This is a genomic window from Actinomadura mexicana, from assembly GCF_900188105.1.
Taxonomy (GTDB): domain Bacteria; phylum Actinomycetota; class Actinomycetes; order Streptosporangiales; family Streptosporangiaceae; genus Spirillospora; species Spirillospora mexicana.
Genome location: NZ_FZNP01000004.1, coordinates 1 through 11,580 on the forward strand (window position 1 = coordinate 1; position 11,580 = coordinate 11,580).

Annotated in this window: 12 protein-coding genes; 6 read left to right on the forward strand and 6 right to left on the reverse strand. The window is 72.8% G+C overall.

Annotation, left to right across the window (positions count from 1 at the left end; all coding sequences use genetic code 11):
* From CHC11_RS11420 to CHC11_RS11440, 5 genes are all read left to right on the forward strand, one after another.
* The coding region (locus CHC11_RS11420; protein ID WP_281258305.1) for an inositol monophosphatase family protein at positions 1 to 486 on the forward strand (486 nt) is incomplete at its 5' end.
* Complete coding sequence (locus CHC11_RS11425; protein ID WP_089311673.1) at positions 483 to 1,298, forward strand: Cof-type HAD-IIB family hydrolase; 816 nt, start codon at positions 483 to 485, stop codon at positions 1,296 to 1,298. The genes CHC11_RS11420 and CHC11_RS11425, both read left to right, overlap by 4 nt.
* Positions 1,295 to 2,017, forward strand: coding sequence for an MBL fold metallo-hydrolase (locus tag CHC11_RS11430; RefSeq protein WP_089311674.1), 723 nt, complete (start codon positions 1,295 to 1,297; stop codon positions 2,015 to 2,017). The genes CHC11_RS11425 and CHC11_RS11430 overlap by 4 nt, the downstream gene beginning before the upstream one ends.
* A gap of 83 nt (positions 2,018 to 2,100) precedes the next feature.
* On the forward strand, positions 2,101 to 3,942 hold the full coding sequence (locus CHC11_RS11435; RefSeq protein WP_089311675.1) for a bifunctional sugar phosphate isomerase/epimerase/4-hydroxyphenylpyruvate dioxygenase family protein: 1,842 nt from the start codon (positions 2,101 to 2,103) through the stop codon (positions 3,940 to 3,942).
* 36 nt (positions 3,943 to 3,978) lie between these two features.
* A complete protein-coding gene (locus CHC11_RS11440; RefSeq protein ID WP_089311676.1) occupies positions 3,979 to 4,662 on the forward strand; it encodes a TetR/AcrR family transcriptional regulator in 684 nt (227 codons plus the stop codon).
* 18 nt (positions 4,663 to 4,680) lie between these two features.
* Here the strand turns inward: CHC11_RS11440 and pqqE are convergent, their stop codons facing one another.
* From pqqE to CHC11_RS11470, 6 genes are read right to left on the reverse strand one after another with little or no spacing between them, the layout of a single operon-like run.
* Entirely contained in the window at positions 4,681 to 5,844 is a 1,164-nt protein-coding gene (pqqE, locus tag CHC11_RS11445; protein WP_179278795.1) for a pyrroloquinoline quinone biosynthesis protein PqqE, read from the reverse strand.
* Positions 5,841 to 6,143, reverse strand: coding sequence for a pyrroloquinoline quinone biosynthesis peptide chaperone PqqD (gene pqqD / locus CHC11_RS11450; RefSeq protein ID WP_089311678.1), 303 nt, complete (start codon positions 6,141 to 6,143; stop codon positions 5,841 to 5,843). The genes pqqE and pqqD overlap by 4 nt, the downstream gene beginning before the upstream one ends.
* On the reverse strand, positions 6,133 to 6,918 hold the full coding sequence (gene pqqC, locus CHC11_RS11455) for a pyrroloquinoline-quinone synthase PqqC (protein WP_245919106.1): 786 nt from the start codon (positions 6,916 to 6,918) through the stop codon (positions 6,133 to 6,135). The genes pqqD and pqqC overlap by 11 nt, the downstream gene beginning before the upstream one ends.
* Positions 6,915 to 7,832: a pyrroloquinoline quinone biosynthesis protein PqqB gene (gene pqqB / locus CHC11_RS11460; RefSeq protein ID WP_089312111.1), complete on the reverse strand. Its 918-nt coding sequence runs from the start codon at positions 7,830 to 7,832 to the stop codon at positions 6,915 to 6,917. Before pqqB ends, pqqC begins: the two co-directional genes overlap by 4 nt.
* Before the next feature lie 10 nt (positions 7,833 to 7,842).
* Positions 7,843 to 8,004, reverse strand: a complete 162-nt coding sequence (pqqA, locus tag CHC11_RS11465; protein WP_089311680.1) for a pyrroloquinoline quinone precursor peptide PqqA — start codon at positions 8,002 to 8,004, stop codon at positions 7,843 to 7,845.
* A gap of 57 nt (positions 8,005 to 8,061) precedes the next feature.
* Positions 8,062 to 10,227, reverse strand: a complete 2,166-nt coding sequence (locus tag CHC11_RS11470; protein WP_089311681.1) for an outer membrane protein assembly factor BamB family protein — start codon at positions 10,225 to 10,227, stop codon at positions 8,062 to 8,064.
* A 283-nt stretch (positions 10,228 to 10,510) separates the two neighbouring features.
* On the opposite strand from CHC11_RS11470, the gene CHC11_RS11475 reads away from it, so the two are divergent.
* A complete protein-coding gene (locus CHC11_RS11475) occupies positions 10,511 to 11,503 on the forward strand; it encodes a ThuA domain-containing protein (RefSeq protein WP_089311682.1) in 993 nt (330 codons plus the stop codon).
* The last annotated feature ends 77 nt before the right edge of the window (positions 11,504 to 11,580 follow it).

Here is an 11,580-nt window from a genome sequence, read left to right on the forward strand (position 1 = left end):
GTGGCGGGCGTGGTGTACGACCCGGTGCGCGACGACATGTTCACCGCCTCGCTCGACGGCGCCACCTGCAACGGCGAGCCGATCCGCAGCCGGGGGGCGACCCGCGACGAGACCGCGGTGCTCGTCACCGGGTACCCCAACGCGCGGGAGATGCATCGCCGCGGAGAGGATTCTCTGCGGGACTTCGGTTCGCTGGTGGACGCGTTCGCCACCGTCCGCCGTCCGGGCAGCGCCGCCCTCACCCTCGCGCACGTCGCCGCCGGATGGGCGGACGTGGCCTACGGCACGTCCGTCAACGCCTGGGACGTCGCGGCGGCCGTGCTGCTGGTCAGGAAGGCCGGCGGCACCTACCTGCCGCTGAACGGGGAGCCCGGCGGCGACGACTGGGAGGCCCCCGGGTACCTCGCCTGCGTGGGCGGCTTCGACCTGGACGGCTCCGTCATCGCCGGGGTCGCGGGACTCGTGAGCGCCGGGGAGCCGGCATGAGCGCCGCCGAGCGGACCGTCGACTGGATCGTCACCGACCTGGACGGGACCCTCGTCGGGCGCGACCTGCGGATCGTCGAGCCGAGCCTGGCCGCGCTGCGCCGCTTCATCGCCTCCGGCGGCACCGTCGTCATCGCCACCGGGCGCAGCGAGGAGGCCGCGCTGCCGTACTACCGGACGCTCGGCCTGACCACGCCCGCGATCCTGTACAACGGGGCGCGCGTGGTCGACCTCAGCACCGGCGCCGTCCTGCACCGGCGCTGCCTCGGCGTCGCCGCCTGGGCGAAGCTCACGCTGCTGTTCGCCGAGCTGCCCGCCGGGGTCTGGCCGGTGGCCTTCACCAAGGGCCACGCGCACACCGCGGGCTCCTCGCCGGCGCTGCGGGAGTACGCCCGCCGCGACGGGATCGAGCTCGGACGGATCGGCTCGTGGGGGGACCTGCCGTTCGACGACATCGTCAAGGTCATGCTCATCTGCGACCGCCCCGAGCTGATGGATCCGACCGAGGAGGCGGTCTCGGCGGCCGTGTCCGGCGTCACCCTCGTCAGGTCCGAGAGCACCTACCTGGAGGTGCTGCCCGCGGGCGCGACCAAGGGCACGGCGCTGCGCGAGCTGGCCGCGGCCCAGGGCGTGGCCCTCAGCGCCATCGCGGCGATCGGCGACAACCCGAACGACCTGGACATGATCCAGGCCGCCGGTCTCGGCGCCGCCGTCGGGGACGGCGCCGGGACCGTCCGCGCCGCCGCCGACGTGGTGGTGGGCCCCTGCGCCGAGGGCGCGGTGGCCGACCTCGTCGCCCGCGTCCTACCATGATCCTGACCGTCGTCGGCTGCGCGGGCTCGGTCCCGGGGCCGGAGGCCGCGTGCTCCTGCTACCTGCTGGAACACGGCGGCTTCCGGCTCCTGCTGGACGCCGGGACGGGCGCCCTCGGCCCTCTGCAGCGCTTCGCCGACCCGTGCGCGATCGACGCCGTGGTCATCAGCCACCGGCACCGCGACCACTGCTCGGACCTGGTGCCCCTCGCCTACCTGCGGGACCGCAGGGGCACCACGGCCCGGCTGACCGTGGTCGCCCCGGCGGGGACCGAGGCGCACGTCGCCGCCCCGTCCGGCTACGCGCGGGTCCTCGACTGGCGGGGCCCGCCCGCGGGGCCGTGCCGGCTCGGGCCGTTGACGATCGAGACGGCTCCGGTGCGGCACTCGGTGCCGGCCCAGGCCGTCCGGGTCACCGCCGGATCCGGGAGCCTCACCTACTCCGGCGACTCCGGTGAATGCGCCGAGCTCCTGGAACTGGCGCGCGGGACGGACGTCCTCCTGTGCGAGGCGGCGGCCGCCGTCGAGACCCCCGGGTCGGCCGCCGCCCACCTCACCCCGGGGCAGGCGGCACGCCTGGCCAAGGAAGCGGGCGCCGCCCACCTCGTCCTCACGCACCTGCGCCCATGGGCCGACCCCATGGCGGCCCTGCGAGAGGCCCGCGAGTCCTACGACGGCCCCCTCACCCTGGCGACCCCCGGCCTGAGGCTGATCACCTGACCCCCGGCGGCGAACCTCCTCGGCACGGGGGCGGTGCTAAGCTAACGTACTAGTTCGTCCATTGGAGAGGGGCGCATCGCGGCATGCGCAGGTCAATCGCGACCGTTTCGCTCAGCGGGTCGCTGGCCGACAAGCTGACGGCCATCGGGGCCGCCGGGTTCGACGGGGTCGAGATCTTCGAGAACGACCTTCTCGGCAGCGACATGAGTCCCGAGGACGTGCGCCGCCGGGCGGCGGACCTCGGGCTCACCATCGACCTCTACCAGCCGTTCCGCGACTTCGAGGCGGTGCCGCCCGACGTCCTCGCGGCCGGGCTGCGGCGCGCGGAGCACAAGTTCGCCGTGATGGAACGGCTCGGCGCCACGCGGCTGCTGGTCTGCTCGAACGTCTCCCCCGCGGCGATCGACGACGACGCACTCGCCGCCGAGCAGCTGAGGCTGCTCGCGGAGCGCGCCGCGGAGCACGGCATCGACATCGCGTACGAGGCGCTCGCCTGGGGACGGCACGTCGACGACTACTTCCACTCCTGGCGGATCGTGCGCGCGGCCGACCACCCCAACCTGGGGCTGTGCCTGGACAGCTTCCACATCCTGGCCCGCGACGTCGACCCGTACGCGATCCGGACGATCCCCGGCGACAAGATCTTCTTCGTGCAGCTCGCGGACGCGCCGGCGCTGCCGATGGACGTCCTCTACTGGAGCCGGCACTACCGCTGCTTCCCCGGGCAGGGCGACCTCGACGTGGCGGGGCTCGTCGACCACGTCCTGCGGACCGGGTACGACGGCCCGCTGTCGCTGGAGGTCTTCAACGACATCTTCCGGCAGGCCGCCGCGATGCGCACCGCGCAGGACGCCATGCGGTCGCTCATCGCCCTGGAGGAGGCCGTCCAGCGGGCGGGCGGATCGCCGCGCCTGGGCGGGGCCCTCCCCCCTCCCGTCGTGCCGACCGGGTTCGCGTTCGCCGAGCTGGCCGCGCCGTCCGCCGGACCGGTCGGCGAACTGCTCGGCGCGCTGGGGTTCGTCCGCGGCGGGCGGCATGCCGGCAAGCCGGTGGAACTGTGGGAGCAGGGGGCGGCGCGCATCCTGGTGAACAGCGGGAGCGCGGAGAGCCAGGACGGTCCCGCGCTCGGCGCCGTCGGGCTGGAGTCGCCCGACCCGGCGGCGTCGGTCAAGCGCGCCGAGGCGCTCCTGTCGCCCGTCCTGCCCCGCCTGCGCGGTCCCCGGGACGCGCCCCTGGACGCCGTCGCGGCTCCGGACGGGACCGAGGTCTTCTTCTGCCGCACGGCCCGGCCCGACCATTCGAGCTGGACCGACGACTTCTCGCAGGACCGCCGCCCTGCGGGTGCGGCGGCGGGCGAGATAACCCATATCGACCATGTGGCGCTCACCCAGCCCTGGCACCACTTCGACGAGGCGTCGCTGTTCTACCGGAGCGTCCTCGGGCTCCGGCCGCACGACAGCCTGGAACTGCCCGACCCCTACGGGCTGATGCGAAGCCGCGCGGTCTCCACCGAGGACGGCGGGGTGCGGGTGGCGCTCAACGTCGCCTATGTCGGGGCGCACGACGGCAGGTACGACCTGGCGTGGCAGCACGTCGCGCTGGCGAGCGCCGACATCGTGGCGACCGCGCGGCGGGCGCACGCGGCGGGGGCGGCGACGCTCGCCATTCCGGACAACTACTACGACGATCTCGAGGCCCGGTTCGACCTCGGCGCGGAACGGCACCGGCTCCTCCGGGAGCTCGGGCTGCTCTACGACCGGGACGAGCAGGGGGAGTTCCTGCATTTCTACACGGCGACCATCGGCCGGGTGTTCTTCGAGATCGTTCAGCGGCTGGGCGGCTACCGGGGATACGGCGCGGTCAACGCGCCGGTCCGGCTGGCCGCGCAGCACGCCCGGCGAACCCGCCGCCGCGCGTCACACTAGGATCTGGTCCGTCAGCCACCACCTTTGCGGAGTCACATGTCGACGCGGTCCGTCACACCCGCCTCGGGAGAGCGTCAGCGCGACGCCGACCGCACGCGGGCGGAGATCCTGGACGTCGCTCAGCGGGAATTCGCGCGGCACGGTTACGCCGGCGCCCGGGTGGACGACATGGCGGCGCTCATGCGCACCACCAAACGGATGATCTATTACTACTTCGGCGGCAAGGAAAAGCTGTACCTCGCCGTGCTGGAGAAGGCGTACGCCGAGGTCAGAAAGCTGGAATCGGCCATCGACGTACGGCATCTGGCGCCGGTGGAGGCGATCCGGACGCTGGCGGAACTGACCTTCGACCACCACGAGGCGCATCCCGACTTCATCAAGCTGGTCAGCATCGAGAACATCCACCAGGCCGAGCACCTGCGCGAGTCGCGGATGCTCGCCGATCTCAGCGGGCCGGTCGCCGACCTCATCTCGCAGATTCTCGACGCCGGCCGCGCGAGCGGCGACTTCGTGGCCGAGGCGGACGCCGTCGACGTGCACATGATGATCAGTTCGTTCTGTTTCTTCCGGATCGCCAACCAGCACACGTTCGGTGTCCTGTTCGGCCGCGACATGACGGCGCCGGAACACCGGGAGCGTCACCGCGAGATGATCGGCGACATGGTCGTGGCCTATCTGACCGGCGCCGGACGCGGTGGACCGCGGGAGCGCGGGAACTAGCGGCCGGACGGCCGGCGGTCAGCCGATCTCGTCCAGAAAGGCGTCGGCGGCCGGCACGTTCCCTCGAACCTCCTGGGGCGCCTGGGCATGCCGGGCGGATCCGGGCCTGCGGTAGACGAAGCCGGGGCGCGCGGCGGCATCCCGGGCGGCGGCCATCGCGGGCTCGCGCACGAGTTCGTGGTCGGGGGAAAGGGAGCAGGCCGGATCGGTGCGCGCGGCGTCTCCGGTGAGCGCGAACGCCTGGCAGCGGCATCCGCCGAAGTCGGTCTCGCGGCGCGGGCACTCCCCGCACGGGCCGGTCATCCAGCCGGTCCCCCGGTAAGCGTTGAACGCGTCGGACTCGGTCCAGATCCAGGCCAGTGAGCGGTCGCGGACGTTCGGCGGGCGCAGGTCCGTCATGGCGTACGCCGCCGGGCACGGCAGCGCGGTCCCGTCGGGCGCCACCGTGATGGAACGCGCGCCCCATCCGCCCATGCACGGTTTGGGAACGCCTTCGTAGTAGTCAGGCATCACCCACACGAGCTCCGGCCCGCCTCCGGTCGCCCGACGGGCGGCGACCGTCGTCTTGGCGCGTGCGAGTTGCTCTCGGGTGGGAAGCAGGGCTCCCCTGTTCCGCAGTGCCCAGCCGTAGAACTGGGTGTTGGCCAGTTCGATCCGGTCGGCGCCCCAGCGCGCGCCCAGTTCGAGGATCTGGGGCAGATGATCGAGGTTGTGCCGGTGGAGGACGACGTTCAGCCCGAACGGCAGCCCGGACGCGCGGATCAGCTCGGCGGCGCGCGCCTTCGCCGTGAACGACGCGCGCCCGGCGATGAGGTCGGAATCGGTCCGGTCGGCGTCCTGCACCGACAGCTGGACGCCGTTGACGCCTGCCTCGGCCAGGGCGCCCAGCCGTTCGGCGGTAAGGCCGAGGCCGCTGGTGACGAGCTGGGTGTAGACGCCCGCCCGTCCGGCCGCCGCCGCGATCTCCTCCAGGTCGGGGCGGAGCAGCGGTTCACCGCCCGAGAGGTGCGCCTGAACGACGCCGAGCCCGGCGGCCTCGGCGAAGACGCGCGCCCACTCGTCCGCCGTCAGTTCGGTGCCGCGCCTGACCAGCTCCAGGGGGTTGGAGCAGTAGGGGCAGTGCAGTGGGCACGCGTGGGTCACTTCGGCGAGCAGCGCCCAGGGTGCGGCGGGTTCGGTCATCGCAGCCATCCCTCCTTGCGGATTCGCGTGAGGAAGTCGGGGACGTCCTTGTCGAGCGGGGCGTCCCGGTAGGTGCGGGCGAGTTCGGCGATGATGTCGGGCAGGGTGCGCCGTCCGTCGCAGAGCCGCAGGATGCGGCCTCCCTCCCGGCTGAGCAGGACGGCGCGTTCCGGCATGAGGAGGAGATCGGCGTCGCGGACGCGGTCGTGCCGCAGGATGACCGACCGGGCCAGGACCGGCCGCCAGGGTCCCGCCGGCACGGGGGCGGGCGGTGCCGCAGGGGCGCTGTCAGCGGGCATCCGCCGCCCCCGCGGGCGCGGGGGACGCGTGCTCTACCGCGTCCAGAAGAGTCCAGAGGACATCGCACTTGAAAGTGAACGCCGCCAGAGCCTTCTCCTGGTCGGCGCGGCTCTCGGCCCAGCGGTGCACCAGGGCGAGCGCCTCGTCGGCGTCGCGGCGGCCCTGCCGAACCCTGACCTGGAAGTAGCGCAGCCCTTCGGGCTCGACCCAGGGGTAGTGGCGCTCCCAGGCCCCGATCCGCGTGACCATGAGGTCCGGTGCGAACAGCTCGGTCAGCGACGACGCGACGGCTTCGAGAGGCGAGCCGAAACGACAGAAGTTGAGGTATCCGTCCACGGCGAACCGCACGGCCGGCAGGACGCCCTCCCCCGACAGCAGCAGGACGCGGTCCAGCCCGGCCGCCTCGCCGAGCCGCAGCCACCGCTCGATGCCGCCTGCATCGCCGGGACCGCACCCGCCCCCGGCACCGTCGCCGTCCCGGCCGTCGTGGTCGTGGATGCGCCGGATCCAGCTCCGCCGCAGCTCCCGGCTCTCCAGTCCGGCCAGGATGATCGCGTCCTTGATCGGGATGTTGCGCTGGTAGTGGAAGCGGTTCAGGATCCAGCAGCGCAGTTCCTCCCGCGACAGCAGGCCCTCGTGCATGCGCAGGTTGAAGGGGTGCCGGTGGTGGTAGCGCTTGGCGGCGATCTCGCGCAGCCGGCGCTCCATCTCGTCCGGCGTCCAGGGGCGGGGACGGGCGTCGCCGCGCGCGGGACGGGTCGGAGCCGTGCTCAAAGTTCGATCACCAGGCCTTCCGGTGCCGTCTCGACGCCCAGCGCGGCGAGGGTCCGATGCCCCTCGTGCCCCGGGTCGACGAGGGGGTTGGTGTTGTTCAGGTGGGTGTACAGGCGCCGGGCCGCGGGCAGCGCCGCGAGCCGTTCCGCCGTCCCGCCGGGGCCGATGATCGGCAGGTGGCCCATCTCGGTGGCGGTCCTGCGGGTGAAGCCGGACCGGCGCGGTTCGTCGTCGTCCCAGAACGTCCCGTCGACGATGACGCAGTCGGCGGTGGCGAGCGCCGCGGAGAGGCCGGGCGACCAGTCCGCGACCGCCGGGGCGTACACCAGGCTCCTGCCGCTGCTCCGGTCGGTGACGTGCAGCGCCACCGACCAGCGGCCGTCGGGGATGTCGAGATCGGCCGCGTAGCGGGGGCGCTTGCCCGACACCCGCACGGCGCTGATCTCCAGATGATCGGAGCCGTCCAGCGGTACGGGCCCGTCCTCCGGCAGGTCCGTCCAGGCGAGGTCGGTGTAGGGGGCGAGGACGCGGTCGAGGCGCAGCCCGCGCTCCAGCGCGGCGCGGACGGTGCCGGTGGCGGCGATCGGCAGGCTCGGCGCCTCCCGCAGCCGCGGGAGGCCGAGCGTGTGGTCGAGTTCGGCGTCGGTGAGGATCACCCCGGCGACGGGGGTCCGGCGGCCGGCCGGGCCCCCGGGGCGGGGGTCCGGCCGCGGCGCGGCGCTCGACTCGATCTGCTCGGCGATGTCGGGCGTGGCGTTCACCACGTGCCACCGGCCCTCGGCCGCCTCGATCGCGATCGAGGCGTGCCGGCGGCGCCATGACGGGTGCGCGCGGGCGGCGGCGCACCCGTGGCACGCGCAGTTCCACTGGGGGACGCCGCCGCCCGCGGCGGTGCCGAGGATCTGCACCCGCATCGTCACGAGGTCAGAGTTCGGCGCCGAAGTAGGCCGTGACCTCCATGGAGGTCTCGACGATCTGGTAGCCGGGCGTCGACCAGGCGGCCGCCCGCTCCCCGGCCGGGGCCGCCGCGTGGGCGTCCCGGCTCTCGGCGGCCGCGGCCTCGGCGTCGGTGGTGTGCACGGTCATTGCTGCTTCCCTTCCGTTCGGTGATCTGGACGGCCCGGGGCCGGCGCCCCGGGCGGCTCACTGGACGACGATCTTCCCGGTGCTCTGCGGGAAGACGGGGTCGTTGTAGAAGTACTCGCCGCGCTCGGTGAACCTGTGCCTGTAGGTCTCGCCGGGCTTGAGCCGCCCGCTGTTGAAGACGTGCTCGAAGAACGACGCGGCGCCGTGGGAGTGCTCGTTGCCGGCGGGGTTTTCGAAGGTGACCTCGGTGCCGACCGGGACCGTCAGGTGCTGCGGCGCCATGGCGTTCTGCGCGACGGTGTTCTCCTCGCCGCCGGGCGCGCCTGCCGCGGGGTCCCAGATCCGGCCGAGCGTGACCGTGGCGTCCACGGCGCTCCCCGCGACCGCCGCCGCGCGGATCTGGTTCCGCTTGGACGGCGGCGTGGGCGTGGGCGCCGGGCCGACCTCGCCGCCCATTCTGAACGCCCAGAGGTGGTCGCCCTTGGGGATGTCGGGATAGGGCAGCCCGCTGCCGCCTGCGAAGACCGCGATGTACTGCTCGCCGTCGATCTCGTAGCTGATCGGACTGGTGTGGACGCCGGCGCCGCATTGCCAGGTCCACAGGTCCCGGCCGTTGGCGTCGTCCATGGCGACGAGCACCCCGTCCGGCCGGCCCTGGAACATCACGCGGCCGGCCGTGGTGAGGATGCCGTTGCCGTGGGCGAGGGACCATTCGCCTTCCTTGCGCCACACGGGCTTGTTCGTGCGCGGGTCCACGGCGGCGAGGCCACCCGAGAAGTACTCCCCGAGCGGGCGCGCGGTGTTGACGCGCCCGCCGTTGGTGTTGGAGTAGGACGAGTTGATGAGCCCGTAGCCGACGTAGACGAACCCGGTGTGCGGGCTGAACGAGAGGTACGACCAGTCCGCACCGCCGCCCGCGCCGGGGAACAGGATGGTGGCGTCGTCCCAGAACGGCGTGAAGATCTCCCCGGTCGGGTAGTACGGCACCGGCCTGGTGGTGTCGTGGAAGCTCGGCGCCTGGTGGACGAACGGCTCGCCGCCCGGGAAGGGCTGGGTCGGCCAGGTCTTCTGGCGCGGCTCCTGCGGGACGGGCCGCTCGGTGATGCCGTGCACGGGCCTGCCGGTCGCGCGGTCCAGGATGTAGTACATCCCGACCTTGCTTCCGTACATCACGACCTTGCGCCTGCGGTGGCCGATCTGCAGGTCGATCAGCACCGGGGCCATGACGTTGTCGTAGTCCCAGATGTCGTGGTGGACGGACTGGAAGTGCCAGCGGCGCTCCCCGGTCTTGGCGTCGATGGCGACCAGGCAGTTGGAGAACAGGTTCGCGCCGCCCCGGGTGGAGCCGTTGGTCCGGGGATAGGGGTTGCCGAACGTCCAGTAGACCAGCCCGAGCTCGGGGTCGATCGCCGGGTGGATCCAGCAGACGGCGCCGCCGGTCTTCCAGGTGTCGCCCTCCCAGGTGTCGTTGCCGTACTCGCCGGGGCCGGGCGTGCCCCAGAACGTCCAGACGACCTCGCCGGTGCGGGCGTTGAGCGCGTAGCCGCGGCCGCGGGCGCCGGCCGTGCTGCCCTCGGTCCCGACGTAGATGAGGCCGTCCCAGTAGACGATCGCCCCGGCGAGCCCGCCGCGGTTGCCCCCGCACTGCCCCTCCTCGGGGTCGCAGGACGGGTCGCCCTCCCCGGCGACGAGCAGCTCGCGCCGCCAGACGACGGCGCCGCTCTTCTGGTCGAGGGCGTAGACGATGTTCTCGCCGGAGGTGGTGAAGACCAGCCCCTCCCCCAGTCCGACGCCGCGCATGTTGGTCTGCCTGGCGCCGACGCCGGTCCGCCACTTGATCTCGCCGGTCCGGCCGTCGACGGCGAACACGTTCTGCTGGGCGGTCTGCACGTACAGGACGCCGTCCGCGGCGACGATCGTGCTCTGCTGCGAGCGGCCGGAGGTGCTGCCGCCTTCGAGGTTGACGTGCCAGGCGCCGCCGAGGTGCTCGACGTTGCCGCGGTTGATCCTGCGGAGGGTGGAGTGGTTCTGGTTGGCGAGGTTCCCGCAGACCGTCGGGAAGTCGCGTCCGGTGGGACCGAACGCGGCCGGCTGCCGGGGCACCGGCAGCGCGAGCCGGGAGCGGGCGGCCTCGGCCCGCGCCTCCGGGGCACGGAGCGGCGCGAAGGCCACGGTGCCGCCGACGGCCGCCGCCGCACCGGTCAGGAAGTTCCGTCGTTCCATGCCCTCTTCCTCCAAAGGTCCGCTAGACGGACTTAAAGGTCCAGTGAACGGACGCCACGGTAAGCCGGTTTCCACTCCCTGACAAGAGGTCGCACGCGGAATCCGCGCATGGAACCGCTGCTTTCGACGCCGAAATCCCGTAAGTCTGAGGGAAGGGACCCCGACCGCAGATCGGGTATTGCCGCCGCCGAACCTCGCATGAGATGGTCCTAAAACCTCTTGACGGTCCAATTAGTCCGCTAGACGGACCATTGAGGACGCAAGCCAGGAAGGAGTCCGTTCCATGAGGAGACCCTCGTCCCCCCTCGTCACCGGGACCGCCGCCGCGCTCGGCACGGCCGCGGTGCTCGCCACCACGTCGCTGCTCGGCGGAGCGTCCGCCACCGCCGGCGGCCCGCTCGCCAAGCCCAAGGACCGCGGTGCCCAGGAACTCGGCGACCCCGACTACGGCGTGTGCCGCGGCACCGACCCGCGCTGCTACCACGACTGGGGCAACTTCGACCCCGCCGAGGGCTTCAAGATCCTCGTCTACAGCCGGACCGCCGGCCCCCGGCACGCCAACCTCGGGCCCGCTCTTCCGGCGGGTATGAACCCCCCGCTCGGGGACGCGAACGTGGCGCAGAAGGCCCTGGTGGAGATGGGCCGGAAGAGCGGGTTCGCCGTCGACTGGACCGAGGACGTGGCGCAACTGTCCTCCCCTGCCAGGCTCTTCGGCTACAACGCGGTCGTGTTCCTCAGCACGACCCGCGACTCCCTCGACGACGCGGCCCAGACGTCGCTGCGGCAGTACATCCGGGGCGGCGGCGGATTCGTCGGCGTCCACAACGCGTTCGGGACCGAGTACAACTGGCCGTGGTACGAGGGCCTCCTCGGCGGCGCCAACTTCTACGACCATCCGCGCGAGCAGCCCGGGACCGTCCAGACCGTCGACCGCAAGGACGTCTCCACCGCCGGGCTGCCCAGCCGCTGGGCCTTCGCCGACGAGTGGTACAACCTCGTCCCCTTCCCGAGCCGGGTGCGGTTCCTGGCGACCGTGGACGAGAGGACCCTGGAGCAGGGCGTCGCGGGCAACATGAACCACCCGGGGCACGGTTCGTTCCACCCCGTGGCCTGGTGCCAGTACTACGACGGCGGACGCGCCTGGCTCACCACGCTCGGCCACGACGCCAAGGCGTTCACCGACGACGGCGGCGCCTATGCCGGGGCGGAGGAGTTCCAGAGCCTGCTGCTCAACGGGATCGAGTCCGCGATGGGCAGGAAGCCCTTCTGCCGCTGACGTGCGCTGCGCCGGCCCCCCGCGGCCGGCGACCGGGGACGGGGGGCCGCGCCTCATCGCCCACAGGCGCGGTCCCC

What these genes read in the sequence shown, in the direction of transcription:
- CHC11_RS11425 (WP_089311673.1), top strand. Translation starts at nt 483, where the DNA reads ATGAGCGCCGCCGAGCGGACCGTCGACTGGATCGTCACCGACCTGGAC.
- CHC11_RS11430 (WP_089311674.1), top strand. Translation starts at nt 1,295, where the DNA reads ATGATCCTGACCGTCGTCGGCTGCGCGGGCTCGGTCCCGGGGCCGGAG.
- CHC11_RS11435 (WP_089311675.1), top strand. Translation starts at nt 2,101, where the DNA reads ATGCGCAGGTCAATCGCGACCGTTTCGCTCAGCGGGTCGCTGGCCGAC.
- CHC11_RS11440 (WP_089311676.1), top strand. Translation starts at nt 3,979, where the DNA reads ATGTCGACGCGGTCCGTCACACCCGCCTCGGGAGAGCGTCAGCGCGAC.
- pqqE (WP_179278795.1), bottom strand. Translation starts at nt 5,844, where the DNA reads ATGACCGAACCCGCCGCACCCTGGGCGCTGCTCGCCGAAGTGACCCAC.
- pqqD (WP_089311678.1), bottom strand. Translation starts at nt 6,143, where the DNA reads ATGCCCGCTGACAGCGCCCCTGCGGCACCGCCCGCCCCCGTGCCGGCG.
- pqqB (WP_089312111.1), bottom strand. Translation starts at nt 7,832, where the DNA reads ATGCGGGTGCAGATCCTCGGCACCGCCGCGGGCGGCGGCGTCCCCCAG.
- pqqA (WP_089311680.1), bottom strand. Translation starts at nt 8,004, where the DNA reads ATGACCGTGCACACCACCGACGCCGAGGCCGCGGCCGCCGAGAGCCGG.
- CHC11_RS11470 (WP_089311681.1), bottom strand. Translation starts at nt 10,227, where the DNA reads ATGGAACGACGGAACTTCCTGACCGGTGCGGCGGCGGCCGTCGGCGGC.
- CHC11_RS11475 (WP_089311682.1), top strand. Translation starts at nt 10,511, where the DNA reads ATGAGGAGACCCTCGTCCCCCCTCGTCACCGGGACCGCCGCCGCGCTC.